The sequence below is a fragment of the uncultured Methanobrevibacter sp. genome, assembly GCF_900316895.1.
GTDB lineage: Archaea > Methanobacteriota > Methanobacteria > Methanobacteriales > Methanobacteriaceae > Methanocatella.
This window is the reverse complement of record NZ_ONER01000008.1, coordinates 1-26,421: the sequence shown is the minus strand read 5'-3', so window position 1 is coordinate 26,421 and position 26,421 is coordinate 1. Positions and strand designations below refer to the sequence as shown.

Here is a 26,421-nt window from a genome sequence, read left to right as displayed (position 1 = left end):
TTTCGAGGTTTATTCTTATGGAAATTTATTCAACTTTAACTCGTAGTAAAGAGGATTTTAAAACAATTAATGATAATAGGGTTAACTTATTTGTATGTGGCCCTACTGTTTATGATGATGCTCATATCGGGCATGGAAGGACCTACATTTCCTTTGATACAATAAAAAGATACCTGGAATTCAAGGGATATGCAGTATTTTACATTCAAAATGTAACAGATATTGATGATAAGATTATCAACCGCTCAAAGGAAAGCGGAATTCCATCAGATGTCCTGGCACGCAAATTTGAGAAAAGATACCGTGAAGACATGGCAAAATTGAATGTCAATGGAGTGAACCTGTTTGCAAGGGCAACTGACCATATGCCGGAAATCCTTGATCAGATCCAAAGATTAATCGATAAGGGATTTGCATATGAAACCGAAGATGGAGTTTATTTTGAAATTGATACATTTGAAGAATTTGGAAAATTATCCAACAGAAACGTTGAAGAGCTGGAATCCCACCGTGAAATAGCTGAAACCACCAAGAAAAATCATCAGGATTTCGCTTTATGGAAAAAACGTGAAGGTGTGGATGAACCTACCTGGCCATCTCCATGGGGAGACGGAAGACCTGGATGGCACATTGAAGACACTGCAATCACTGAATTCTACTTTGGAGAACAGTATGATGTTCACGGCGGAGGCTTAGATTTAATATTCCCTCACCACGAAGCTGAAATTACTCAAATGGAAGCGGTTTCAGGAAAATCTCCAATGGTAAGATACTGGTTGCATACCGGATTCTTGAATGTTAACGGGGAAAAGATGTCCAAATCTTTGCATAACTTCATTACAATCCGTGAATTGCTTGAAAGCTATGAACCGGATACTTTCAGGTTCTTTGTATTATCAACCCATTACAGAAGTCCGATTGACTTTTCAAAAGATTCACTTCACCAGTCCGAAAGGAGTTTGGATAGAATCAGAAAATACTATGAACAATTGGATGTTGAAGTGGGCGATGAAGACTTTGAATGTGATGCATTAGTTCCTCACAAGGAAGAGTTCTTCGCCAGCATGGATGATGATTTCAACACTCCAAAAGCCATTGCGGCAATTTTCGGATTGATTAACGATACCAAAAATGATTTGGATGGCTTCAGTGAATCTGATAAGATTGCAATCAAGGCGTTCATGGATGATGCTGCCCATATTTTGGGAGTCAGCTTTGAACTTCAGGATGTCAATGCAGGATCTGATGATTTGCTTAACCTGATTTCTGAAGTAAGATCTGAGTTAAGAGCTAACAAACAATACGATTTATCAGATAAAATTCGTGATAACCTACAAGCTTTAGGTTATGAAATTAACGATTAAGGGAATTTTTTCTCTTCTTTTTTTTATTTTTTTTCAAAAATATAACAATGTTTATATACTAAAAATAACATATGTTATTTCTGTATAACATAAGTTATAAATCAATATCTCTACTTTTTTTTAGGTTTACCAAAACATTTATATATAAAAAATAACTATTGTTATATAGTGAATATAACACGTGATATATTTTACTGAAATTCAAAAATAAAGGTGATTATTAAATGACAAATAAAAATTATGGATTAGCAACTTTAGGTGTACGCGCAGGACAAACTCCAGACCCCGCAACAGGGGCTCAGGCGGTTCCTATTTATCAGACAACTTCATATGTATTTAAAGACTCAGATGAGGCTGCAAGAAGATTCGCCCTTCAAGAATTTGGACAAATTTACTCCAGATTAACTAACCCTACCAGTGATGTATTTGAAGCAAGAATTGCTGCTATCGAAGGCGGTAACTCAGGTATTTCAACATCAAGTGGTCTTGCAGCAATTTCATATGCAATCTTAAACGTAACCGAACCTGGAGACAACATCGTATCAGCAGACAACCTTTATGGTGGAACTTACCAACTGTTCAACTACACCTTCAAGGATCTCGCAAGGGACGTCAAGTTTGTCGACTCACAAGACCTAGAAGCTTTTGAAGCGGCAATCGATGAAAAAACCAAAGCGATTTATGTTGAATCTATAGGAAACCCAAAATTGGATGTGCCTGACTTCGAAGCATTGGCTGAAATCGCACACTCACATGACATTCCATTGATTGTAGACAACACTGTTGGTGTAGGACTTGTAAGACCTCTGGAACATGGGGCTGACGTCATTGCAGCATCTGCAACCAAATATGTAGGTGGACATGGTACTGCAGTTGGAGGATACATAGTCGATTCAGGTAAATTCAACTGGGGAAACGGCAAGTTTGCAAACTTCACAAAACCAGATCCAAGTTACCATGGATTGGTATTCTGGGATGCCTTCGGTGATGTTCCTGAACTCGGAAACCTTGCATTTACCGTAAGAATAAGAGCAAGACTTTTAAGGGACTTGGGAGCAACTCAGGCACCGGTACACAGTTTCATATTCCTTCAAGGATTAGAAAGTTTGGATGTTAGAGTAAAAAGACACTCCGAAAATGCCTTGAAAGTAGCACAATTCCTGGAAGCTCACCCTAAAGTCAAATGGGTTAACTATCCTGGACTTGAATCACATCCAACCTATGAAATCAACAAGAAATACTTGAAGGACAACTTTGCAGGTATCTTAGGTTTCGGTGTTGAAGGCGGAGAGGAAGCCGGAAGAAAAGTAATTGAAAAACTTGAATTGTTCTCAATACTTGCTAACATCGGGGATGCAAAAAGTCTTGCAATCCACCCGGCAAGTACAACACATCAACAGCTAACTCCTGAAGAGCAGGAAGCAACAGGGGTAACTCCTGACTTCATCAGACTTTCCATAGGTCTGGAAGATGTTGATGATTTGATTGAAGATTTAAGTCAAGCACTTGACAGTATCTGAGTAAAGTAACCCTTTACTCACTTAAAATATTTATATTATAAAATTTTACTAATAAAAAAAGACGATTGGGAGATAATGAAATGTATTTAGACAACTCAGCAACCACACAAGTCAGTGAGGAAGTTTTTGAAGAAATGAAACCCTATTTTATTGAAGAGTTCGGAAACCCTTCAACTCTCTATAAAATTGGTCGTGAATCTAAAAAGGCATTGAATCAGGCTCGCCAAAGAGTGGCTGATGCAATCAATGCAAAACCTGAAGAGATTATTTTCACAGGTGGTGGATCAGAATCTGATAATCTTGCCATAAAAGGTATTGCATTTAAATATCTCAACCAAGGAAAGCATATTATCACAACTGAATTTGAACATCCTGCTGTAAAGGAGACCTTGAAATTCTTGGAATCCCTTGATTTTAAAGTAACTTACCTGCCTGTCTATGAAAACGGTATCATCAGGGTGGAAGATTTAAAGGATGCAATAACTGAGGATACAATTTTAATCACTATCATGCATGGTAACAATGAAATAGGTACTGTTCAGCCTATTGAAGAAATCGGCAAAATCGCCCGTGAGGCTGGAATCACATTCCACACTGATGCGGTTCAAACTTTCGGTAAAATCGAAGTGGATGTTGAGAAATTAAATGTGGATATGTTATCTTTATCTTCTCATAAAATCAACGGTCCAAAAGGTGTTGGTGCATTATACATCAAGAAAGGAACTCGCGTTATTCCATTGATACATGGTGGTGGTCAGGAAAGAGGAATCAGGGCAGGTACTGAAAATGTCGCAGGCATTGTCGGATTTGGAAAGGCATGCGAACTTGCTTCCGAAAACCTTGAAGCTCATTTCAAAAAGCTGTCCTCAATCAGGGATGAACTGATTGAAAAGGTATTGGGCACAATTCCCGAATCCTATGTGAATGGTGATATGGAGCAAAGGCTTCCAAACCTTGTCAACTTCAGATTCAAGGCAATTGAAGGTGAATCATTGATCCTTCTTTTGGATGCTAAAGGATATCAGGCTTCAACAGGTTCAGCATGTTCCTCAAATAAGTTGGAGGCATCACCGGTGCTCACTGCATTGGGTCTTGACCCGGTTGATGTTCATGGGTCACTGAGGATTTCCCTTGCTCCCGAAAGCGATGCATTTGATGTTGACGAATTTGTAGAAACTGTTTCTGGGGCTGTATCAAGACTTAGGGAAATGTCCCCTCTATGGAATCAGGAACTTGATTATGATAATGTAATGTGTAAAAAACATAGTGATACTTGTAAGAGGTGTTAATAATGGATTATTCAGAAAAAGTAATGGATCACTTTGCAAATCCTAGAAACTGCAGAAAAATGGAAGATGCGAATGGTGTTGGAACTGTAGGAAACCCAACATGTGGAGATTTGATGACAATATACATTAAGGTCAATGATGATGAAGTCATAGAAGACATTTCCTTCCAGACATTCGGTTGCGGAGCTGCAATTGCAACCAGCAGTATGATAACCGAAATTGCAGTTGGAAAAACAGTTGATGAAGCATTAAAAATATCAAGAAATGATGTAGCAGATGAATTGGACGGTCTTCCACCTGTAAAGATGCACTGTTCAAACCTTGCTGCAGATGGTCTTCAGGCTGCAATTGAAAACTATAAGGAAAACAATCAATAATAATATATACTTTGATAAATAAATTATCTTTAACTCAAAAAAGGAGATGTTTTATTATGGCAAAAATATTAAAATGTGACGACTGTGGAAGTATTATCCAAGTTTTAGTTGAAGATGATGGAGACACATGTGACACACACATGCTCGCTATCCCTGTACAAACCGAAGGGGAAAAAGCTCCTAAACACAAACCTGTAGTTGAAATCGATGGTGACAAAGTAACCGTAAAAGTCGGCGAAGCTGCTCACCCAATGGATGATGACCACTACATTCAATTTTTAGTTGTTGAAGCTGGTGCAGAACAATATGCAAAATGCTTCAAACCTGGTGATGTTGCAGAAGCAACCTTTACTGTAAACTCAACAGATGATGTTAAAGCATTAGCATTCTGTAACTTACACGGACTCTGGTCCAGCGAATAAGTTTGAAAATATAATTTTTAAACTTTCCTTATTTTTTTTATAACAAATTTTAATAATATCTTTTTATATATTTTATAACGTGTCTAGTTATATCAAATTAATAATTTTTATTGTAGTTTTACTTTTAATCTCTGTTGCTGTTGTTTATATTGATAGCTCAATGGAAACCATTAACGAATCAATGCCTAAGATTAGCGACAGCATCGTTCAGGGTGATAAGGATTACAATGAGTCCGTTGAATTATTGAATAGTCAAAATTTTGACGAATCAAGGGAAAAAGCGATATCTGCAGGAGACAATTATAACAATAGTTTGCAAGGTCTGCAAAATATCAAAGATAAATATAAAAAGGACTTGAAGGAAGTTCACAAAGACTACATTGACACAACCATCAAAGAATTGGAACTTAAATTGAAAGCTGTTGACAATTTGAAGGATTCAATATATTATTTGGAGATGTATGAAAATTATACTGGATCCGCTTATGGAACAGATGCAAACGAGATAATGTATGATGCATTGAAATATCAGAATGAAAGAAATGAAATTGTCCAGAATAATTCAGGATTATTTAATTAGACAGGTGTTTAAATGAAAACTAAATGTCCGAAATGTAAGGGAATAGGTTCAGTTGTAGTGGACTATAAGGAATGCGATGCCTGTGGTGGAACAGGTTATGAAGATGATGTTTTTGATATAGGAAGTCATTTTAAAGGAGTAAACAGCAAAGCACGTGACAAATTTGACCTTGGAGGAGAAGAAGACATTCCATGTGAAGCATGTAATGGGAAAGGGCAAGTTGAAGTTTATGAGGAATGCCCTCACTGTCATGGAACAGGCCAAATAAATGTGTGTCGTGACTGTGGAAAGTTACTTGATGAAAAATATGATTTATGTCACGAATGCGGTGAAAAAAGAAAGGCTGAGAAAATGAAGCACGATGAATTTGAAGCTAAAAGGAAACAGGCCCGTGATGTATATGTTTTGGATTCAATATGTACCATGAAGGATATTGACAGGGATAAACTATACAAAGGAAAAATCACAAGGATAGAAAGATACGGCGCTTTCATTTCCCTTAACAATAATGTTTGGGGACTCATGAGAGGAGATGTATCTGAATATAATGTCGGAGAAGAGATAATCGTATTTGTTACTTCAATCAAATCAAGAGAGGGCAAAATTGATTTTGCACCGGCTTATGTTGAGTCATATAACATTAAAACACTCACCAAGTCAATTCCAAGAACCCTCATTTCTGAATTGGAAGAAAATAAGGGTAAAATCGTTAGGATTGACGGTGAAGTCCAGCAAATCCAGCAGACTTCAGGTCCAACAATATTCATAATCAGCGATGAGACAGGCACCACTGAAATTGCCGCTTTTGACAAGGCAGGCGAGAGGTCATATCCTGAAATCGAATTGAATGATGCTGTTCAGGTCATCGGTGAAGTTAACGAACATGGCGGAAAGACACAAATCGAGTCATCTTCAATGATAAAACTTGATGAGGAAAACACACGCAAGCTACATGCTTTAATTGATGATGCATTAAACAGGAAGGCCAGACCTCAAGAGGTTGATTTCTTGGTCAAAAGTGATGTTTTAAACAGGCTCAGACCTAAGATGTATGAGGCTGCTCAAAAAATTAGAAGAGCAATACTTGACGGAAGGACTATACTTCTCAGACACCACAATGATGCAGACGGTATCGTTTCTGGTGTTGCGATGGAAAAGGCCATTGTGCCATTGATACAGGAGATAAATCCGAGCAATGATGCTGAATATTATTACTTTAAAAGGTCTCCTAGTAAAGCGCCATTCTATGAGCTTGAGGATGTTGTAAAAGATTTGTCATTTGCCCTTGAAGACCAGGAAAGGCACGGCCAAAAACTGCCTTTAATCGTTTTGTTGGATAATGGTTCAACTGAAGAGGACATTGTGGCATTGATGCAGGCTAAAATATATGATATTGAAGTCGTTGTAATCGACCACCATTCTCCAGGGGAACTTCTCACAAAAGACGAAAGGGATGGAGTGATTTATGGAGCTACCGTAGCGGTCGACGAATATGTGGACACACATGTAAATCCATACCTTGTCGGTGGAGATTCACAGTTGACTGCAGGATGTCTTGCAACAGAGGTGGCACATATTATAAATCCTGATGTTGAAGAGTTAATCAAGCATTTGCCTGCCATTGCATCATTGGGAGACCGTGCACAATGTGGTGAAACTTACCAATACCTTAAACTCGCTGCCCAAAAGGGTTTCAGTCAGGAACACCTTTCAAAAGTTGCCGAATGTGTTGATTTTGAAGCTTATTTCCTGAGATTTATGAATGGAAGAGGAATAATGGATACCATTCTTGCAGTTGACAATGTTGACAAGCACAGAAAAATGATTGATGCCTTATATAAAGAATATCAAAAAAGGATTGACACTCAACTTAGAGCTGCCCTTCCAAATATCAAAAGGACCAGACTTGAAAACGGAATTTACTTTAATCTGCTTGATGTTGAGAAGTTCGCACACAAATTCACATTCCCTGCTCCTGGAAAAACCTGCGGATTTGTACATGACCATGTCATAAAGGAAATTGGTGAAGACAAGCCGATAGTGACATTGGGTCACGGTCCTGATTTTGGTGTATTTAGAGCAACAGATGCAGTGAATGAACAGTATGGATTCAATGTAAATGAAATTGTGGCAAAAATGATTGAAAAGGTACCCCAAGCTGGTGTGGATGGTGGAGGTCACGAATGTGCAGGATCCATCAAATACATTGAAGGCCTTGGACAAGAGGTATTATATAAGGTTGTAGAGGAAATACAATCATTATCTAGAAAAGGATAGAAATGGCATCAAAGAACTATTGTAGAATATGCGGTCACAGAATACTACCGAATGAACCTTATTGTATGGGTTGCGGACATAAAACAGGCTTTGATGCGAATAATGATGTTCCTGTTTTAATCCCTCCGATACATAATATCGGTTTTTTTAATTTTCAAATTGACTTTTCACCATACATAAACACTAAAAACGATTTCAAATATGAGATATGCTCCTGCGGGTACTTGAATGAAATAAATAATGAATATTGTTATATGTGTGGTGCTAAAAGGTCGCAGAGCAGGCTTTCAAAAATTTTCAAAAGGGATACCAAGCCCAAGTTTTCTGTGGATAATGTGTTGTGTGAATGTGGGGCAATCAACTCAAAGGAAAACATATTCTGTGAAATGTGTGGCAAACAATTGAAAGATAATGAAATCAGGCCGGATGACAACTACAGCAATTTTAATCTTGAATTCAATGATTCTATATTTTGCTTTTGCGGTGAGGAAAATGAAAAATTCTCACAGTTTTGCCGTAACTGCGGACTTCCACTTGTCAATTATGGTAATTTGGGTGAGATTGGAATTTTATGCACATGTTCCACCCTGAATGAAATCACATCCGATTTTTGCATTCAATGTGGAAATAATCTGAAGAAGGAAGATACTAAAATCATATGCATATGTGGGCATAAAAACCATAAACATCTGAAATTTTGTGAAAACTGTGAAAGGCCACTGAATCCACAGAGAAATGTAAAGACAAGGTTGGTTTGCTCATGCGGAGAAATATTGACTTGGGACACGGAATATTGTTCCAACTGTGGTAAAAATATCAAGAGAAGGATATCTCAAAAAAATACAATCAATTCAACGGTTAGAAGTCTTAAGAGCATGTTTAGGTAGGTGGGAACATGAGGACCTGTGATATTTGCGGAACTTTGAATCTTAAGGAAAATAATTATTGCACACATTGCGGCAATAAATTAATATTGGAGCATATTTGCCCATTTTGTGGTCAAAGCAATTTAGATTTTGCTATATATTGTGTTAAATGCAAAAATCAAATCAACCCCATCAGCATTGAAGATTTTGAAACCCTATTTTCCGAATTCAATCAGAACTTGTTGTTGAATGCCCAGATTTCCAACGAGCAATACAATCAGATTTTATCCAATATCTTTATAAGGGCGGATTATTTTGACATTTGGGGAGATACGATAAAAAATAGGATTCTAAACCTTGCAGGCATTTTCACTGAATGCAAACCTAAATCAAGAGGATATGAGCGAGGTTTTATATTTGTAGGAAATGGAATTTATTATGATGACAGATTGGATGATTCAGTTCAGATTGCTACGCTCATTCATGAATTGGGTCATTTTTTCTTATTTGAAATTATTGAAAGCTTATTATGTTATATTTTTAAGGTCAAACCGTCTTCCACTCTTCAAAGCTTTGTATGGTATTTTTTAACCCTTCCGGAATTTAAAATCATGAATGAGTACTGTGCACACACTGTTGAGGGAAGGTTCATTCCATACGGCTATCAAAATTACGGATCTTTCAATGTATTGGTTGAAAGCTATGGATTTGATGACGAATCTCTGGAAGTCATGATAAAATTGGGAAATTCATTTGCTAATGAGATAATAATTTATCTGGAAAAATATATTGATGAGGAGCTTAGAAATGAAATAAAGCTCCAATATAGAAAAGATTTAGTTCAACCCACATATGAGTCAATTTTTAAAGAAACAATAGATAGTTTTCCATTGGATATAAAAAACAGCCTTTTATTAAAAATGTTATTTGACGTCTTAAAAGAAGTTTCAAACAATGAAGATATGAGTGAATTAGAAAGTATAAAAGAGGGTATAGAATTAGGTTAACTACTCTTCTTTTTCTTCTTTCTCTTTAATAGTTTCTAAAACGTCTTTTCCTGTATCGGTCAATCTGTACAATCTTCCTTTACGGGCTTCTTCATTAATGCATTCAACAATTTCTTTGCTTTTTAATTCGCTTAGAACTTTTGAAATATGATTAGTTCTAATTCCACTGTCTTTAGCAATGTTTGTTGGTATTTTAACATCATCACCAATTGATTTTAATGTTTTTTCGCGGTATTTTGAAATTTGAACATATGAAGTTAATTTCAAAAGTTCATCATTGTCTTTTACCATAATAAAGTATATAGTCTTTATGATATAAAATATTTTATAACATTGTATGTTTAATTTAAACACCTCTTAGGTTATGATAGACATAATAAATAATTTCATATATGAGACTTGTTAAAATTAATAACATATTAAAATTAACTGTACAATGATTTGAATGAAATGTAATAAATGTGGCCAAGAAAATAAGCATGAAGCGAAATTTTGCACTAAGTGTGGAAATCCATTATCAGCACCTGCTGGAGGCGTTTCAGAAAATGGTTCCGGTATTGACTCTAAATATATTATAATCGCTTTGATTGTGGTTATATTACTTTTGGTTGGAGTTATAGGATATTTTGCATTAAATTCTGGTTCTGGTGTTGGTGATGCTAGTTCACAGAGCAGTGCGGATTCCGACAAAGTTCAGTCTGATGATAATTCAGGTGATAGTTCTGATAGTAATTCAGATTCTTCAAAGAAAACAACAGAATCTTCTTCAGATTCTTCAAAGAAAACATCAGAAAAATCCAGTTCGTCTGAAAGTAAATCGAAAAAGTGGGTTTCAATAGGAAGCTATTCCGGTTCAGGTTCAGGTTCTAAAACTATCAAGGTTCCTGAGGGTAAAATAAAAGTGGAACTCTCTGCACATCCAATTTTGAATTACGCTACAAACCATTTGTATGTATCCGGTACAAATGGTGAGTCTGGTGGTGTGGATTGGGGTCCAAAAAGTCCTGTTGAGACAAGATCTGATTCATTTAAATTTACATCTGATTCAGAAGAAGAATTTACGATAGATTATTATGAGACTGTAAGTTGGGAAGTTGAATTCTTTAGATATCAATAAGTGATTAAATAATCACTTATCTTATTTTTTTTGACAAATTTTTAAATATATAGAATAATAAAGTAATTACTATGTTTTTTGATTTAAATGTTAAGGGCAGTAGCTTGGAAAATAATGTTAAATTGGCTAAGCAGGCCTCTGAATATGGATGGGACCACATTAATTTTTCATACAATCAAAATGATTTTAAAAATGCCTTGAATTTAAGAGATGATTTAAAAGACAGTTTAAAAGACATTATCAGTTTTGATTATACCCTGGAGATTAAATCAACAAACATTAATGAAATCAGAAAGGCCGTTAATAAATTCAGGAATAATGCATTATGCATTTCAGTAGTTGGCGGTGATTTGAAGGTTAACAGGGCCGTTCTGGAAAACGTTAAAATTGATGTATTGTCAAGACCTTATCTGAAAAGGTATGATTCCGGTATAAATCATATTCTTGCAAAAGAAGCCTTAAACAATAATGTTGCTATTGAATTATGCTTTGAAGATATTCTAAAAAGCTATCTGGCGCCTAGGGCAAAAATAATTTCAAATTTCAGAGATATTTACACATTATATAGGAAGTTTGATTTTCCATTAATTTTATCTTCAAGAGCAGAATCCATTTTTGGCATAAAGACTACACAGGATTTTGTTTCAGTTTTTAAGCAAACAGGATTAAGTGATGAAGAAATAAGCAAGTCATTCATGACCTCCAGAAATATACTTGAATTCAACAGGGATAGGAAGGACTTGATTTTTAGGGGCGTCAGGAGGGTAAACGATGAAGCTTAAGGTTTTGCCGCCTACTCTTAGAAAGAATAATAGGTATCTGACATTGGATATCAAAACCACATCTCCAATTACCAAAGATGAATTGGTGAATATGATATGGGATGCCTGTATTCGGTTTCAGGGGGAAGCCATTACTTCTAATTTTAATTTATGGGTCATGAAATTTTATGAAATCGAGAAAACAGAAGATTACATTCGATATAAATCCATTGTGAGATGTCAAAGGGATTTTACAGAAAATGTAAGATCTTCTCTTGCTTTGACTTATAAATATAGTGGCAATGTTGTTTCATTAACCACCATCGGAATGTCCGGAACCATAAAGGCCTCTCAAAAATACATTTAATTACTTTTTGTTATTTTAAAATAGAAAACTTTATAAATAAATATAATTATAAATATCAATTGGATTTATGGAAAAAAAGAATAAAAAATATTTTAATTCACTACTGATTTGTGATTAGAATTAAAATTTGCCTTTTCATGGAAGATTTGGTTTTATTTTTTTTAAGTTGTCGAATATGAAATATAATATTTATAAAAATATGAGGTATTAATATGCAACCTTTACAAAATGCTGGATATGACAGGGCTATTACTGTATTTAGCCCAGATGGAAGACTTTTCCAAGTAGAATATGCAAGAGAAGCTGTTAAAAGAGGAACTACATCAATAGGTGTAAAAAGTTCAGAAGGAATTGTTTTGGCTGTTGACAAAAGAACCACTTCAAAATTAGTTGAAGCTTCATCTATCGAAAAGATATTCAAAATAGATGAACATATTGGAGCAGCTACTTCAGGACTTGTTGCTGATGCAAGGGCATTGGTTGAAAGAGCAAGAGTTGAAGCTCAAATCAATAAAATCACCTATAGTGAACCTATTCGCGTAACTAGCTTATCTAAGAAATTATGTGACATGCTACAGTTATATACCCAAAATGGTGGAGTAAGACCATTTGGTTCTGCTTTAATCATTGGTGGAATATATAACGGCAAATGCAAATTATTCGAAACCGACCCAAGTGGAGCTTTAATAGAATACAAGGCTACTGCTATCGGTTCTGGAAGAAATGCTGCAATGGACATTTTTGAAGAAAAGTATGAAGATTCCTTAACATTAGAAGGAGCTATCGAATTGGCATTAACTGCTATCAATGAAGCTACCGACCATGAAACCACTTCAAACAATGTTGAAATCGCAGTCATTAAAATCGAAGATGAAAAATATGTGAAACTTTCTCAAGATGAAGTACAAAAATACATTGATGAAGTGCTTCCTAAAGAAGAGGAAGAAGACGAAAGTGAAGAATCCGAAGAGGATTCCGAAGAAGAATAATTATTTTCTGATTAATTAGTTAGGGGATGCTTTGATGGTAAATGTTGATGAAGCTATAATTGCTAAATACGAGTACTCAGGTGAACATTTTGAAATATTGGTTGACCCTGATTTAGCAGCAGATTTTCGAAATCCTGACGGCCCTGATGTTGCCATCGAAGATCTTTTAGCTGTTGAAGAAATTTTTAAAGACTCCAAAAAAGGAGATAAGGCTTCTGATGAAGCCATGAATAAAATCTTTGAAACTACCGATCCTATTGAAGTTTCAAGGATTATACTTGAAAAGGGAACTGTACAGTTAACTGCTGATCAAAAAAGAAAAATGCAAGAGGATAAAAGAAAACTTGTTATAAATAAAATTGCTAAAGAAGCAATTAATCCTCAAAATGGCTTGCCTCATCCTGCTCAAAGAATTGAAAATGCATGTGACGAGGCCAAGGTCAAATTTGACCCATTCACATCAGTAGATCAACAAGTTCAATCAGCCCTAAAAGCTATTAAGCCACTTATTCCAATCCGATTCGAAAAAGTTAAAGTTGCTGTAAGACTTCCGGGTTCAGCAGCAGGCGGAGCCTATAATGTAATTCATGGATTCGGAGAAATTATCAATGAAGAATGGCAACAGGACGGTTCTTGGATAGGCATTGTGGAAATGCCAGGTGGTCTTCAGAATTCTTTTGCTTCAAAAATGGCTGAAATTTCAGGTGGAGAGGCAGAAACTAGAACTATAAAATAAATTCATATTTATAGGGATTACTATGATACACGTGGAAAATAAAGATTTAGTTATTCCAGGTCAAATATTGGCTGATGACGAATACTATTCAGGAAGAGGTACCTTTAAAGAAAACGGTAAAATTTGCTCTTCTTTGTTGGGACGTGTTTCTTTAAGGAATAAAAAGATTAGAGTCATTCCTTTAAAAAGCAAATATGTTCCTAAAAAAGGAGATGTAGTGATTGGTAAGATTAAGGATGTCAGATTCTCAATGTGGGATGTAGACATCAATTCACCATATTCCGGTATTTTACCTGCCTTTGAAGTGTTTGGTCGTGAGAAAAAAGAACTCAACAAGGTATATGATGTTGGGGATGTGCTATTTTTAAGAGTTGTCGATGTTGATGAAATCAAAAAGGCAAAACTCGGTTTAAAAGGTAGAGGAATGGGTAAATTCAAAGGAGGAATTATTGTCGATATTGCTCCAACCAAAGTTCCAAGATTAATCGGTAAAAAAGGCTCAATGATTAACATGATTAAAGACAAAACTAAATGTAAAATCGTTGTTGGTCAAAACGGTCTTGTATGGGTTAAAGGAAATGAAGACATGGAACAGCTTACCCGTGAAATAATTCATTTGATTGAAGCTGAAGCTCATACTTCTGGTTTAACAAATAAAATTAAAAACAAATTGTACTTAGCTATCGATGGCGAATTGCCTCCTGAAGAAGTTGAGGAAACAGAAGAGGAATTTGTTTTAGAAAAACCTAAACTTCAAAATTTTAAAGAAGAATTAGAACAAGAAGAAAAGGAAGCTGAGGAAAAAGCAGCTGAAGAAGAATCAGAAGAATCAGAAGAATCCGAAGAGGAAAACGAGAAAAAAGAAAAACCAGACATTGGTGAAGTAATAGAAGAATTTAAAAGAAAAAATAAAAGCAAAGATGGATTATCATACGGTGATAACTCAAACAATTCTTTCATATTAAATAATAAATAATTCTTCACATTTATGAGGTTGATATGATGTCAGATATAATAAGAGATGATGGTAGGAAATTTGATGAATTACGTCCTATTAAGATTGAAGCTGGAGTTCTTGAACGTGCAGACGGTTCAGCTTACTTGGAAGTTGGAGGAAATAAAATATTGGTAGCTGTTTATGGTCCTAGAGAATCATACATCAGAAGATTACTTGAACCTAACACCGGTGTAATCAGATGCAGATATAACATGGCACCATTTTCTGTAGATGACAGAAAAAGGCCAGGACCTGATAGAAGATCCTCTGAAATTTCTAAAATCACTGCTGATGCTTTAAGACCAGCATTAATGTTAGAAAATTATCCTAGATCAATGATTGATATTTATATTGAAGTAATTGAAGCTGAAGGAGGAACCCGTTGTGCTGGAATTACCGCAGCTTCCGTTGCGCTTGTCGATGCAGGAATACCTATGAAAGATATTGTTGTAGGTTGTGCTGCAGGTAAAGTTTATGATGAAATAGTCCTTGACTTATCTGAAAAAGAAGATAAGGAAGGTCAAGCTGATGTTCCAATAGCTATGATGCCAAGAACCGGCGAAATCACATTATTGCAAAGTGACGGTGACTTGACTGAAGAAGAATTTGCAAAAGCAATCGATTTGGCTATGGAAGGATGTCGTAAAGTAAACGAAATCCAAAAAGAAGCTTTAATGAAAAAATATTCTATAGAATAAGGGGGTGGAAATATGGAGATAGTACCAGAAATTACAAGAAGAAGTATTGAAAACCTTGTCGGAAACGATAAAAGAGAAGATGGCAGGGCACTTGATGAATATAGGGACATTTCTATTGAAACTAATGTTATTTCTAAAGCTGAAGGTTCTGCTCGTGTTAAGATCGGTGGAACTCAAGTTATTGTAGGTATTAAACCACAACTTGGAAGCCCATTCCCTGACACTCCTGATTTAGGAGTTTTAATGACCAACTGTGAAATGTTGCCAATGGCGGATCCTACTTTTGAACCAGGACCACCTAGTGAAGATTCAATTGAACTTGCACGTGTAGTTGACAGAGGCATTCGTGAAAGTGAATTGGTGGAACTGGACAAATTATGTGTTGAAGAAGGAAAACACGTTTGGATGTTATTCATTGACTTGCACATTATTGATAACTGTGGAAACCTTTTCGATGCATGTGAATTAGCAGTTATGGCTGCTTTAAAAACCACTAAATTGCCTGTTGCAACTATCGTTGATGAAGAAGTTGTCATTAGTGAAGATGAAACCTTCGATTTACCAATCAACAACGAATTGGCTTTATGTACCTTCGTTAAAATTGGTGATAAGATGGTAATCGACCCAACATTGTCCGAAGAAAGCGTAGCTTCCGCCCGTTTAAATGTTGGAGTTACAAAAGATGGCCACATCTGTTCCATGCAAAAAGGTGGAAAAGAGCCATTAACCAAAGATGACATTCTTTTCGCTGTCAACTTAGCAGTGACAAAAACAAAAGAGTTAGTAGAACATCTTTAAACGTCTTGCGGACGATTAAGATTTCTAAATTCTTTTTTTTCTATTTTTTTATTATCAATCAAAACAAATTTTGTATCTATTTTTTCTATTAAACCTTTAATGTGCAGAACATCATTTGAAATTAGATTCTCTATTTCAGGGATAATGTTTTTATTGTAGATGGAATGAAGTGGTTCGGATGTTTTCAATTTGTTTTTTTCATCATGATAGGGCACAATAGCCTGATAATCTTTATCAATCTCTTTAAAAATAGTATTTATATAATTTTTGGAAACATATGGGCTGTCACAAGGCAGAATCAGGGCATAATCGCTGCTGATTTCATATAGTCCTGTCATGATTCCTGGCATTGGTCCCTTATTTTTAATTTTGTCTTCAACAAAAGTAATTTTATAGGCGTATTCTTCTGGATTGATAAATTCACTATATTTCTCAATCCTTTTGGCATCATTTAAAACAATTATGGCTTCATTAATTTGGTGGTTTAAAGTAGTAAGAATATGTTTAATCATGGGTTTGTCCCGAATAATCATGGAACCTTTATCCTGACCCATTCTACTACTTTTTCCTCCACATAAAATAATGCAAGATTTAATATTTTCACTATTTTCAATATCGTTACTCATATTAAATCTCTCCAAATCTATTTTACATATACGTCTGCATCGGCATCAAATGGATTGGTACGGATAATTAACGCAATCATGTATGGGTAATTTTTATATAGATATTTTAGATAACTGACCCATTCATAGACTAATTTGTCGTATACCCTTTTCATGTCTCCATTCAAATGGCCGAAATCGGTATCTGTAACTAATGCCAAATCTTTTCTGTGTTCCAGTTCTTCATCCAAGTGAAGAATGGCATTGGTTAATTCGGTAAATTCCTCTTTTTCAAGTAAATTAGGGTTGTTTATCAGGTTAATAATAAATTCTCTTTTACTTGCAAGCAATGTTCTTAGGTTTTCTAAAAATTCTTCACGTCCTTCAGCAGGAATGTCTGCTTGGAAATCAAGTGAAGCGTCTTTTAGTTCAGCCAGTTTATTGTCAAAGTCTTTTTCATCCCAATCCTTAATTGATTTCAAGTTTTCGGTACTTGTTTTATATTTGTTTGCAGCACTTAACTGGTTGATCAGGTCATTTCCAACTTCTGAGAAGAAAGTACTCATAAGCATGTCTAATTTTTCAAGCATGGCTTCTTTTTCCTTTTTTTCAATAATTTCATCAAGTAAGAATGCTACAAGTAGAATATCAACTGGAATGAAACCTAAATGGGTCCAAACATATGAAATAATGTGTTCGGCGTCACCTAATACAAGGTAATTTGATCCATAAATGATTATTATTAATAAAATCATTACTATGGAAAATTTCACCTTCCAACTTAATCGTTTACTCATTGTATAATCTCCAATTATCTTTTTTTTGCAGTTATGATCGCTATCGGGTTTTCACTAATCATCAGGATTCCCCTGTCGAGGATTCTTCCATTTGAAACATTGACTTCCATAAGTTTCGGATTATATCCCAAATCCTTAAGCTTATTCACTGCTTCAACTTTAGTGTCAACCAGAATAGCTGTAATGATGATTCTTCCTTTTGAATTCAGTTTTTCATGGACAATGTCTAAAATATTTTCTAATTGCCTGCCGCTGCCTCCCACAACAGCAATGTCAATATTGTCAATATCATTAAGGGCATTTGCCCCATCATCATTAATTAATGTGACATTATCTCCAAGCCCAAACTTTTTAAGATTTTTTGAGGTTACTTCAATCGCTTCCGAATTGGTGTCGATGGAAATGACCTCTCCTGCCCGTTGGCTAAACTCGCAGGTTATCCCTCCGGTTCCACATCCGCAGTCAACAACCTTATCAGTTGGTTTGACTTCGGATTTATATAGTATTATTGCTCTTATGGCCTCTTTTGTAGGTCCTGGAACGTCACAGGATTTAAAGAAATCCTTATCTTCTAACATTTACTCCCACCTTTTAAATAAATCATTTTCAATTTTCAAGGAGTCCAGGATTTTTCCAACAATGAAATTGATCTGGTCATCAACAGTGTTGTGTGTTGAGTAGAAACCAGGCATTGCAGGCAAAATGATGGCTCCTTCCTGTGATAATGTTAGCATGTTTTGTAAGTGAATGCTTCTAAGCGGAGTTTCACGGGGAACAATGACGGTTGGCCTTCTCTCTTTTAAGCTCACATCGGCAACCCTTGTTATTGTATTTGCACCGTAACCATTGGCAATTGATGATAATGTCTTCATTGAACATGGAACAATTGCCAGGCCGTCCGCTTTAAATGATCCGCTATTTATGGATGCTGTCAAGTCATTGAAATCATAATATGTGTCAGCAATATCGATGACATCTTCAATGCTGTAGTCTGTTTCAGATTCAATAACGATCTTTGCGGCATCGCTTACCACCAAACTGTTTTCAATATGCAATTCTTTCAATGCTTCAAGAAGTCTTATTCCATATATGACTCCGCTCGCTCCGGTTATTCCAACTACTATCATATTTTTCTCCTAAAACAGTTTAATTTGGTCATAATGTATTCCGTGGAATTTTTCACGGTCTATTTCTGGTAAATCAATGTAATTTTCTAATTTTAATTTGTTGAATTTGGATTTTTCATCTTCAGGAACATAAACGCTGATGTCTGGAATGTTGAATCTTGCTTTGCTTAATGCTGATATGATATTAGATATTTCAGTTAATGGGAACAGTTTTCCTTCAACGCTTACTTGGGTTTTCATTTCATCAAAGCGAGGATATTCTGCTATATTTATAAATACATAATCCTTGTCAAGCCCGTAATCTTCAGCAATTTCCTCTTCCGCTTTTCTAAGTTCATCAGCCGGTATCTTATACATCTTTTCAGGGAATTTAAAGTTATCCAAACGGATTGTCTTAACCCTTTTTGGTACAATCCTGTTGTCCAGTCTGTACATTATGTCTTTTGCATATTCGTTTTCGCACTGCCTGAATGTTGCAATGATGGCTGAATCATCGTATTTATAGATTTCACGTTCATCGATTATTCCTTCATTGATTATTTTTTTCAATGCCCTTCTAAACATTGTATTCACGATACGGGTGGTGTGGTGCTGATAAACGCTAGGATACATGAAATATCTGGATACCAATGCTCCTTCTGCTGCTTGAACGCCCTTGATGTCAAGTATCAATCCGTCATCTAAACTTAAATTTGAAATTAATCTTTCATAATCTATTTTTCCGTATGAAACGCCTGTATTGTGTGAATCCCTTAAAAGATAATCCATCCTGTCAACATCAAGCTCTCCTGAAACAATTGGTCCCAGGTGGCCTTTTCCGTTAATGATGTCGACGATTTCATTAACATCAAATTTTTCTTCAAGCAAATCTCTCATTGATGTTTTGGTAATCACATATTTGGACAATTCCTCATGAGGAACAGACAGTACTCCTTCTGAAACGTGTGAAAATGGACCATGACCGATATCATGCAGGAGTGCAGATGCTCTAATCAGTTCGATTTCGTCATCATTCAATCCCAATTCTTCGGAAAGTTTTGATCCCAAATTCATGGTTCCGACACAATGTTCAAATCTTGTGTGTGTTGCTCCAGGATAGATTAAGCTTATCAATCCCAACTGTTTTATGCGTCTTAAACGTTGAAATTGGGGCATGTCCATTATTTTTACTTCAAAATTGTTTAAGCTAATATCACCATAGACACTGTCTCTGATAAATTTCTTTTTTTCACTCATTTTATCAGTCCTCAAAGTATTCTTCTATCATCGTGTAATTGTCTTCTGTCAGATTGTCTATTGTAGTTTCTACATACTCGGTTACATTAGTTATAGTGTCATTAGTTGTATTCGTATCATTTTTTGGAATGTAAGTTGGCACATAATCAATCTCTGTTGGTTCAAATGAATCGTCTTCTAGCGATTTTAATTTATACGACTCATTATCTTCATGTATTGTTAGTGTCGCGAATGCTGAGCTGATACAAAATGCAATTACGGCAATTATTAAAAATACTATTAAATTTGCTTTAATTGAACCTCTCATAATAACACTTTATTAATCTATGCTATTATTATTTTTTTTAAAAGCTATTATTTAATTGTTTGGTAAAATTAAACTGATTATAATCTTTTTTTTGTCAATATTGCAAAATGTTTATATATGATTAGTGATAAATTACTATATCGGAAGTATACTTCCGACAGTATATTTCCGACTAATAAAAATAAATAGAGTTAAGATATTATGGTTATGTTTAGTGCTGGTGACACTGCATGGGTTCTCATTTGTACATTACTCGTATTGTTAATGAGTATTCCTGCAGTAGCATTTTTTTATGGAGGATTAAGTAAAAGAAAGAATGTTTTAAATACAATGTTTTTAACTTTCATTGCATTTGCTATAATCAGTGTGATTTGGGTAGCATTTGGTTATCAATTTGCATTTGGAAGTGATATTTACGGATTAATCGGTTCACCAACCAATTTCTTCTTGCAGGGAATTGCTTTGGATGACCTGAACGGTACAATTCCAACATTATTGTTTGTAATGTTTCAATGTGCATTTGCTGGAATTACCTGTGCGATTATGTCCGGTGCTTTAGTTGGAAGAATGAAAACAAAAGCATGGGTCATATTCGTTATCATCTGGGCATTAATTGTATATGTCCCTATTGCCCACTGGGTATGGGGAGGAGGATGGCTGATGCAGATGGGTGCACTCGATTTCGCAGGTGGAGCTGTTGTCCATATTAACTCAGGTATTTCCGCATTGGCTGTAGCATTGGTATTAGGTAAAAGGAAAAACCCTTCCCTGATTCCGCACAATTTAGGTTATGCAGTACTTGGTGCCGCATTGCTCTGGTTCGGTTGGATGGGATTCAATGGTGGATCAGGTCTTGCAGCTGACGGACTTGCTGCTAATGCATTGATAGTGACAAATGTTTCCGCAGCAACAGGTCTTATTGTTTGGACATTAATTGATGTGGTTAAAGTCGGAAAACCGACAATATTAGGTGCGATATCCGGTGCTGTAGCAGGTCTGGTTGGAATCACTCCTGCAGCAGGTTTCGTTGATGTTTTCGGTGCATTGGTTATTGGTGCAGTCGCTCCGATTATATCATATTATTCAATTAATTATCTGAAACCTAAACTCGGATATGATGATGCTTTGGATGCATGGGGCATTCACGGAATGTCCGGTGTATGGGGAGCAATCGCAACTGGAATCTTTGCAATTCCATCAATCGGAGGAGTTGCAGGACTGATTGCTGGAAATCCCAATCAGGTTGTAATACAGATAATAAGCGTTATTGCCACAATGGCATATGCATTCATAGTAAGTTATATAATAGCAAAAGTCTTAGATAAATCATTGAACGGAATAAGAGTGGAAGACCACAAAGAAATTGGTGGACTTGACACACATCTTCACCAGGAATCCGCTTATAACTTTAATTCATAGGAGGGATATAAATGAAAGCTATTGTTGCAATCATCAGACAGGAAAAGTTCGATGATGTTAAAAGGGCCTTGATGGAAGTCGGCTGTCAAGGTATGACCGTTTCAGAGGTAAAAGGAAGAGGAAGTCAAAAAGGAATTAGGGAATCCTACAGAGGGTCCAGTTATTGTATCGATTTGATTCCAAAAACACGTATCGAAATTGTCGTAAAAAGTGACGAACTTGATTTATATGTTGATGCGATTAAAAAAGCAGCATATACAGGTAACATCGGGGACGGAAAAATATTCATTTATCCTGTTGAAAATGTGATTAGAATAAGGACCGGTGAAGAGGGGAATGATGTTGTGTAAACTAATCCCCTTATTAAGATCAATATAGAAAAAATCTATTTTTGATATCTCCCTTGGAAAATAGTGCATTTTTGCATTATTTTCCCTTTTTTCTAATATTCAATGACCACGCCATTAATATCTGAAATGTCAACCCATGTGGTTATGCCGCTGATTTCATATAATGTGCCGTTTATGTATTCATATGATATGTTCTTATTGTCGCTTATCAGGTGGACTTTATTTTCATTGATTTGGTCAACTCTTTTTATGATTCCGCCGTATTCATCAGATTGGGCCACAACGATGTCTCCGACATGTATGTCATGGGTTTTGTTTATAAGAACGTCTTGTCCATCCTGTAGTGTTGGAAGCATGGATGTTCCATCAACTGTAATAATAAGGGGAATCTGGTTAGGGCCAATGCTTGATTCTAGATCTATTTTAACATTTTCAAGACCATACTGCCTACAGATATCTTCGATTCCATGTCTATAAGATATCAGGTCTGCATTTGTATCGTTCATAATATCCAATGTGTAGTCGCAGATTTCTTTGCTAAGCCTTTGTTTGTCAATGTCGGCAAATGTGTTGGTCTTGACACTGACATTTTCCCCATCATTATAAACGTTAACTGTATTATTGCCTAAAAATACGATTCCTAAAAATATAACTAAAATCAGTATAATTAAAGCTAAAATAATCTTTTTAGCCATTTAAATCACTCATCCATAATGTTTAAATCCATATTTAATAAAGCTTTCATCGTTTCAATATCAATTTGTCCGGGAGCGGTTGCATCTCTTCCTGCGGCAAAAGTGATTGGGGAGTCGAATTTGGATGCCATGACCCTTGTATAGCTTCCCAAATCTCCCATTGAAATGGCGATTGTGTCTTCACAGTGTGAAAGAACCGCCAATATTGTCAATGTATCTTCCAGATTCTGCGGCATGAAAGCAACCTTTGCAATGTCTCCCAATTCATGCTCTTTATCGACAATGTACATTATCTCATTTAAATCGGGGGTCTTTTCAAAGTCATGGTATGAAACGATGGTTTTTACGCCGGTGTCATGTATCTTGTTTATGTATTCATCGCTGCTTTGAAGCTCAATGTCCACATAGTCAACCAAGTCGCAGCATTCATATAGAATATTGAACCTTTCCTCTTCGCTGCCCTTAAATGAACCGCCTTCGGTGTTTATTCTATTGGTTGCTATAATTGGAAAATTAATTTCTTGGATTGTATCTTTAATCCGGTTAATGTCGGGATTTTCAAGTGCATCTATTCTGAATTCCAATACGTCAGCACCCTTATCGATGCAATCCTTTGCAACTTCAATAACATCCTCGTATTTTTCTTGAAAAATAGGAATTGCAATTTTTGTTTGTGAATACATTACTTTATAATATATTTATTACTATTAAATAAGTTTTCTTAAAAACTTTATATAAATTAAAAAACATAATATATACCAATAAAATTTCAAGATTTTATTTATTTGTTGAATCAATTATACAAGGTGTTAATTTGAAAATTACGGCTATAGGTGCAGATATATCCAAAAATGATGTATCCTGCAGTTCTAAGCTAGTAGAAACTATAGAAAAGAACCTTCAAAGTGTAATAGACTTAGGTGCAAGAAACGCTGAATTAACAAATGTCACTGGTGATGATGTTGTTGTAAGCGCATTTGTTGAAGACGATTTGCTGGAAGTGGTCAATGAAGGTTTGGTTAATGTTTTGAAGATGAGTGCAGAAAATCTTGGTGATTTGTCTGGAATATCTGATAATCCTGATGATGCAGGAGAAGGAATATCCTATGCTGAAGCAAGTATAAGAAAGGATTTCTATCCTGATGCGATTATCTTGGGTTTTGATACATATGGTGGAGAGCCGTTTGTAGCAGATGTTGCAAACTCAGCAATTGAAGCGGCAAAAGGCATGAAAAACTGCACTGATGTATCCGATTATATCGAGCCAAAAGCAAGAAAAATCCCTGGTGTAGGCTATGTTTCACCTGAAACTGATGATCCGGTTGTTGTGGCAACTGTTGAGAATATCGAGTCAGTTGGTGTAATTGCAGGAGCCATGATTGGGGCGGCACTTGGAAATAAGAACGTTTATTTAGTTGAAAGAGGAACAACTTGTAATGTATTACCCGGTAGCGTAATATTTTCAGCTACTGCATTGATGAATGGAAATGTAATAGATTTAGCTGTTCCATTTGAAAATAAGACAAGAATATTGAGATAGGGAGATTTATTATGATTTTATTAAACGAAGATACAAAATGTTTAGTTCAAGGAATAACCGGTAAGCAAGGTTCATTTCACACTGAACAAATGTTAAAATATAATACCAATATTGTGGCAGGACTGACTCCTGGAAAAGGTGGTCAGGACTTTTTGGGAGTTCCGATTTTTAACTCCATGGAAGAAGCAACAGAAGAAGTCGACATTAATGCTTCAATCATTTTTGTTCCTGCTAAATTTGCAAAAGACGCTGCTTTTGAAGCAATCAGACACTTGGATTTAGTTGTTATCATTTCAGAACATATCCCAGTTCACGACAGTATGAAAATCATGGCATATGCAAAGGAAATGGATACAACCATTATCGGACCGAACACTCCTGGAATCATTTCCCCGGGAGTTGGAAAATTGGGTATTATGCCTACCCACATCTTCAAGGAAGGTAACGTGGGTGTAATCTCAAGAAGCGGTACATTAACTTATGAGATTGCAAGCGAGCTTACCAATGCAGGAATCGGTCAGAGTACTGCAGTGGGTATTGGTGGAGACCCTGTAACCGGAGACAATTATGTCGATATCCTGAAAAGGTTTGAAAAGGATGACCAAACCGATGCAGTAGTCTTGATTGGTGAAATTGGAGGAACTGCAGAAGAAAGGGCAGGTAAATATATCGCTGAGGAAATGTCAAAACCTGTCGTGTCATATATTGCAGGAAGGACAGCACCTCCAGGCAAAAGAATGGGACACGCCGGAGCTATCATCCAAGGATCATCAGGTACCGTTGCAAGTAAAACCAAAGCCTTAAATGAGGCTGGTGTTGAAGTAGCTAAAAAACCATCTGAAATTGTAGATTTACTTAAAAAGGTAATGTAGATGTCAAATCAGGAAATTATTGATAAATTATTAAGCGGTGAAATGAAGCTTTATCAGGTTGATAAAGAAGTTTCAGCAAAGGAAGCAACCGACATTAGAAGGGAATTTCTCGAACAGAAGTATGATTTGGAATTATCCAATATTGCAAACTATACTTTGGACATGGAAAGGGCATCCGCCCGTAACATTGAAAACTCAATCGGTGTATTGCAGTTGCCTATGGGAATTGCAGGCCCGATGAAAATCAATGGCGAATATTGTCAAAGGGAAGTCTTTGTTCCGCTTGCAACATCTGAAGGTGCATTGGTTGCATCAATTAACAGAGGAGCATCAACAATCACTGCATCCGGTGGTGTAAATGCAAGAGTTGTATCCGACATTATGACTCGTGCACCTGCAATTAAATGTGATGGTGTTGGTGATGCTTTGAAAGTCAAACAATGGTTTATTGATAATTTCGATGAGTTAAAGCAAATTGCCGAAAGTACAACTTCTCATGGTAAACTGATTAAAATCGATCCTATATTAATCGTCGGAAGCTATGTGTATCCGAGATTTGTCTTCTCAACCGGAGACAGTATGGGAATGAATATGGTAACAATAGCTTCTGAAAAAATCTTAGATAAATTGGCCGAAGAGACAAGTGCGCTTCATATTGCATTAAGCGGTAACGTCTGTGTCGATAAAAAGCCTGCTGCTATAAACATTGTTGAAGGAAGAGGAAAAAGCGTTATAGCAGACATATTAATACCAAAGGACATTGTAGCTAAAAAACTGAAAACAACATCCGAGGCAATTGTTGAGGTCAACACCGCTAAAAATTTAATCGGTTCAGCGGCAAGCGGTTCTATAACAACAGCCGAAAACAGAAACGGCGATTTATATTTCTCAGTAAACTTACCTGATTTGCCTGTTGCAACTGTTGGTGGCGGAACCAGTTTGGAAGTTGCTCATGAAGGATTGGAAATCCTAGGAGTTGCAGGTTCAGGCCATGCCCGCGAATTTGCAGAAATCGTAGCATCAACCGTTTTGGCAGGTGAACTGTCACTTGTAGGGGCTTTGGCTGCAGGACATCTTGCAAGAGCTCACCAGGAACTCGGAAGAGGATAAACATGGATGATTTTCTAGATTCGCTGTATCCGGAAATCACTTTAGAAACTGATGATATTGCAATGACAATATCAGTTAAAAAGGACTATTCCAAAATTAAAGATTTGGATAAAAGAAAAGAAGAATTTATTAAGGATTTGAATGAATTTATAAAAGAATTCAGTGAAACTCCCGAATCTAGAGAATTCATGTCTTATT

The 26,421-nt window shown here is 36.0% G+C and carries 32 protein-coding genes; 23 read left to right on the top strand and 9 right to left on the bottom strand.

What is annotated here, in order from left to right; all coding sequences use genetic code 11:
• The first annotated feature begins 17 nt into the window (after nucleotides 1–17).
• The 9 genes from cysS (at nucleotide 18) to QZN27_RS02005 (ending at nucleotide 9,702) form a co-directional block, all read left to right on the top strand.
• Entirely contained in the window at nucleotides 18–1,364 is a 1,347-nt protein-coding gene (gene cysS, locus QZN27_RS02045; protein ID WP_296782954.1) for a cysteine--tRNA ligase, read from the top strand.
• 224 nt (nucleotides 1,365–1,588) lie between these two features.
• Complete coding sequence (locus QZN27_RS02040) at nucleotides 1,589–2,884, top strand: O-acetylhomoserine aminocarboxypropyltransferase/cysteine synthase family protein (RefSeq protein ID WP_296782952.1); 1,296 nt, start codon at nucleotides 1,589–1,591, stop codon at nucleotides 2,882–2,884.
• 80 nt (nucleotides 2,885–2,964) lie between these two features.
• Nucleotides 2,965–4,173, top strand: coding sequence for a cysteine desulfurase family protein (locus tag QZN27_RS02035; protein WP_296782949.1), 1,209 nt, complete (start codon nucleotides 2,965–2,967; stop codon nucleotides 4,171–4,173).
• Between the two features lie 2 nt (nucleotides 4,174–4,175).
• Nucleotides 4,176–4,550: a Fe-S cluster assembly scaffold protein NifU gene (nifU, locus tag QZN27_RS02030; RefSeq protein WP_295610340.1), complete on the top strand. Its 375-nt coding sequence runs from the start codon at nucleotides 4,176–4,178 to the stop codon at nucleotides 4,548–4,550.
• Between the two features lie 56 nt (nucleotides 4,551–4,606).
• Nucleotides 4,607–4,972 (top strand): desulfoferrodoxin family protein, encoded by a 366-nt coding sequence (locus tag QZN27_RS02025; RefSeq protein WP_296782947.1) that lies wholly within the window; start codon nucleotides 4,607–4,609, stop codon nucleotides 4,970–4,972.
• Nucleotides 4,973–5,051: 79 nt separating this feature from the next.
• The gene (locus QZN27_RS02020; protein ID WP_296782945.1) at nucleotides 5,052–5,552 is read left to right on the top strand and encodes a hypothetical protein; all 501 of its coding nucleotides are present in this window, start codon (nucleotides 5,052–5,054) and stop codon (nucleotides 5,550–5,552) included.
• A gap of 12 nt (nucleotides 5,553–5,564) precedes the next feature.
• Nucleotides 5,565–7,829: a DHH family phosphoesterase gene (locus QZN27_RS02015; protein WP_296782943.1), complete on the top strand. Its 2,265-nt coding sequence runs from the start codon at nucleotides 5,565–5,567 to the stop codon at nucleotides 7,827–7,829.
• Between the two features lie 2 nt (nucleotides 7,830–7,831).
• Complete coding sequence (locus QZN27_RS02010) at nucleotides 7,832–8,716, top strand: hypothetical protein (RefSeq protein WP_296782941.1); 885 nt, start codon at nucleotides 7,832–7,834, stop codon at nucleotides 8,714–8,716.
• Nucleotides 8,717–8,724: 8 nt separating this feature from the next.
• Nucleotides 8,725–9,702, top strand: coding sequence for a zinc ribbon domain-containing protein (locus QZN27_RS02005; protein ID WP_296782939.1), 978 nt, complete (start codon nucleotides 8,725–8,727; stop codon nucleotides 9,700–9,702).
• Here the strand turns inward: QZN27_RS02005 and QZN27_RS02000 are convergent, their stop codons facing one another.
• On the bottom strand, nucleotides 9,703–9,993 hold the full coding sequence (locus QZN27_RS02000; protein WP_292600163.1) for a winged helix-turn-helix domain-containing protein: 291 nt from the start codon (nucleotides 9,991–9,993) through the stop codon (nucleotides 9,703–9,705).
• A 154-nt stretch (nucleotides 9,994–10,147) separates the two neighbouring features.
• On the opposite strand from QZN27_RS02000, the gene QZN27_RS01995 reads away from it, so the two are divergent.
• The 8 genes from QZN27_RS01995 to rrp42 all read left to right on the top strand — a co-directional run bounded on the left by QZN27_RS01995 (nucleotide 10,148) and on the right by rrp42 (nucleotide 16,165).
• The gene (locus QZN27_RS01995; protein ID WP_296782937.1) at nucleotides 10,148–10,819 is read left to right on the top strand and encodes a zinc ribbon domain-containing protein; all 672 of its coding nucleotides are present in this window, start codon (nucleotides 10,148–10,150) and stop codon (nucleotides 10,817–10,819) included.
• 71 nt (nucleotides 10,820–10,890) lie between these two features.
• Nucleotides 10,891–11,601 carry a ribonuclease P protein component 3 gene (gene rnp3 / locus QZN27_RS01990; RefSeq protein WP_296782935.1) on the top strand — a complete coding sequence of 237 codons (711 nt, stop codon included), beginning with the start codon at nucleotides 10,891–10,893 and terminating at the stop codon, nucleotides 11,599–11,601.
• Nucleotides 11,591–11,947 (top strand): Rpp14/Pop5 family protein, encoded by a 357-nt coding sequence (locus QZN27_RS01985; RefSeq protein ID WP_296782934.1) that lies wholly within the window; start codon nucleotides 11,591–11,593, stop codon nucleotides 11,945–11,947. Before rnp3 ends, QZN27_RS01985 begins: the two co-directional genes overlap by 11 nt.
• Nucleotides 11,948–12,159: 212 nt before the next feature.
• Nucleotides 12,160–12,936, top strand: coding sequence for an archaeal proteasome endopeptidase complex subunit alpha (gene psmA / locus QZN27_RS01980; protein ID WP_296782932.1), 777 nt, complete (start codon nucleotides 12,160–12,162; stop codon nucleotides 12,934–12,936).
• Between the two features lie 34 nt (nucleotides 12,937–12,970).
• Nucleotides 12,971–13,672, top strand: coding sequence for a ribosome assembly factor SBDS (locus QZN27_RS01975; protein ID WP_296782930.1), 702 nt, complete (start codon nucleotides 12,971–12,973; stop codon nucleotides 13,670–13,672).
• Nucleotides 13,673–13,694: 22 nt separating this feature from the next.
• Nucleotides 13,695–14,648 (top strand): exosome complex RNA-binding protein Rrp4, encoded by a 954-nt coding sequence (rrp4, locus tag QZN27_RS01970; RefSeq protein ID WP_296782929.1) that lies wholly within the window; start codon nucleotides 13,695–13,697, stop codon nucleotides 14,646–14,648.
• Nucleotides 14,649–14,671: 23 nt separating this feature from the next.
• Nucleotides 14,672–15,367 carry an exosome complex exonuclease Rrp41 gene (gene rrp41, locus QZN27_RS01965; protein ID WP_292600150.1) on the top strand — a complete coding sequence of 232 codons (696 nt, stop codon included), beginning with the start codon at nucleotides 14,672–14,674 and terminating at the stop codon, nucleotides 15,365–15,367.
• 12 nt (nucleotides 15,368–15,379) lie between these two features.
• Complete coding sequence (rrp42, locus tag QZN27_RS01960) at nucleotides 15,380–16,165, top strand: exosome complex protein Rrp42 (RefSeq protein ID WP_296782927.1); 786 nt, start codon at nucleotides 15,380–15,382, stop codon at nucleotides 16,163–16,165.
• Here rrp42 and QZN27_RS01955 read toward each other — a convergent pair.
• Genes QZN27_RS01955 through QZN27_RS01930 form a run of 6 tightly spaced genes read right to left on the bottom strand, consistent with a single transcriptional unit; the run spans nucleotide 16,162 to nucleotide 20,237 of the window.
• A complete protein-coding gene (locus QZN27_RS01955) occupies nucleotides 16,162–16,791 on the bottom strand; it encodes a molybdenum cofactor guanylyltransferase (protein ID WP_296782926.1) in 630 nt (209 codons plus the stop codon). The two genes, rrp42 and QZN27_RS01955, sit on opposite strands and share 4 nt — an antisense overlap.
• A gap of 17 nt (nucleotides 16,792–16,808) precedes the next feature.
• Nucleotides 16,809–17,567 carry a hypothetical protein gene (locus tag QZN27_RS01950; protein WP_296782924.1) on the bottom strand — a complete coding sequence of 253 codons (759 nt, stop codon included), beginning with the start codon at nucleotides 17,565–17,567 and terminating at the stop codon, nucleotides 16,809–16,811.
• A 14-nt stretch (nucleotides 17,568–17,581) separates the two neighbouring features.
• Nucleotides 17,582–18,145, bottom strand: coding sequence for a precorrin-6Y C5,15-methyltransferase (decarboxylating) subunit CbiT (gene cbiT / locus QZN27_RS01945; protein ID WP_296782922.1), 564 nt, complete (start codon nucleotides 18,143–18,145; stop codon nucleotides 17,582–17,584).
• Nucleotides 18,146–18,694 (bottom strand): UbiX family flavin prenyltransferase, encoded by a 549-nt coding sequence (locus QZN27_RS01940; RefSeq protein WP_296782920.1) that lies wholly within the window; start codon nucleotides 18,692–18,694, stop codon nucleotides 18,146–18,148.
• A 9-nt stretch (nucleotides 18,695–18,703) separates the two neighbouring features.
• Nucleotides 18,704–19,930, bottom strand: coding sequence for an HD domain-containing protein (locus tag QZN27_RS01935; RefSeq protein WP_296782918.1), 1,227 nt, complete (start codon nucleotides 19,928–19,930; stop codon nucleotides 18,704–18,706).
• Nucleotides 19,931–19,934: 4 nt separating this feature from the next.
• Nucleotides 19,935–20,237, bottom strand: coding sequence for a hypothetical protein (locus QZN27_RS01930; protein ID WP_296782916.1), 303 nt, complete (start codon nucleotides 20,235–20,237; stop codon nucleotides 19,935–19,937).
• 201 nt (nucleotides 20,238–20,438) lie between these two features.
• Between QZN27_RS01930 and QZN27_RS01925 the strand changes: the two genes are divergently transcribed.
• Both QZN27_RS01925 and QZN27_RS01920 read left to right on the top strand, forming a co-directional pair.
• Entirely contained in the window at nucleotides 20,439–21,656 is a 1,218-nt protein-coding gene (locus tag QZN27_RS01925) for an ammonium transporter (protein WP_296782914.1), read from the top strand.
• A gap of 11 nt (nucleotides 21,657–21,667) precedes the next feature.
• Complete coding sequence (locus QZN27_RS01920; RefSeq protein WP_296782912.1) at nucleotides 21,668–22,006, top strand: P-II family nitrogen regulator; 339 nt, start codon at nucleotides 21,668–21,670, stop codon at nucleotides 22,004–22,006.
• A gap of 92 nt (nucleotides 22,007–22,098) precedes the next feature.
• Here QZN27_RS01920 and QZN27_RS01915 read toward each other — a convergent pair whose 3' ends face one another.
• Both QZN27_RS01915 and aroD read right to left on the bottom strand, forming a co-directional pair.
• Nucleotides 22,099–22,701, bottom strand: coding sequence for a S24 family peptidase (locus QZN27_RS01915; RefSeq protein WP_296782910.1), 603 nt, complete (start codon nucleotides 22,699–22,701; stop codon nucleotides 22,099–22,101).
• Nucleotides 22,702–22,706: 5 nt separating this feature from the next.
• Nucleotides 22,707–23,384, bottom strand: coding sequence for a type I 3-dehydroquinate dehydratase (gene aroD / locus QZN27_RS01910; RefSeq protein WP_296782909.1), 678 nt, complete (start codon nucleotides 23,382–23,384; stop codon nucleotides 22,707–22,709).
• Between the two features lie 131 nt (nucleotides 23,385–23,515).
• On the opposite strand from aroD, the gene QZN27_RS01905 reads away from it, so the two are divergent.
• The 4 genes from QZN27_RS01905 to QZN27_RS01890 form a co-directional block, all read left to right on the top strand.
• On the top strand, nucleotides 23,516–24,241 hold the full coding sequence (locus QZN27_RS01905) for a hypothetical protein (protein ID WP_296782908.1): 726 nt from the start codon (nucleotides 23,516–23,518) through the stop codon (nucleotides 24,239–24,241).
• An 11-nt stretch (nucleotides 24,242–24,252) separates the two neighbouring features.
• Nucleotides 24,253–25,113 (top strand): succinate--CoA ligase subunit alpha, encoded by an 861-nt coding sequence (gene sucD / locus QZN27_RS01900; RefSeq protein WP_296782907.1) that lies wholly within the window; start codon nucleotides 24,253–24,255, stop codon nucleotides 25,111–25,113.
• Nucleotides 25,114–26,223: a hydroxymethylglutaryl-CoA reductase gene (locus tag QZN27_RS01895; protein WP_296782906.1), complete on the top strand. Its 1,110-nt coding sequence runs from the start codon at nucleotides 25,114–25,116 to the stop codon at nucleotides 26,221–26,223. It abuts the gene before it with no gap.
• Nucleotides 26,224–26,225: 2 nt separating this feature from the next.
• Nucleotides 26,226–26,421: hypothetical protein (locus QZN27_RS01890; RefSeq protein WP_296782905.1), on the top strand; the 196-nt coding region annotated here is incomplete at its 3' end.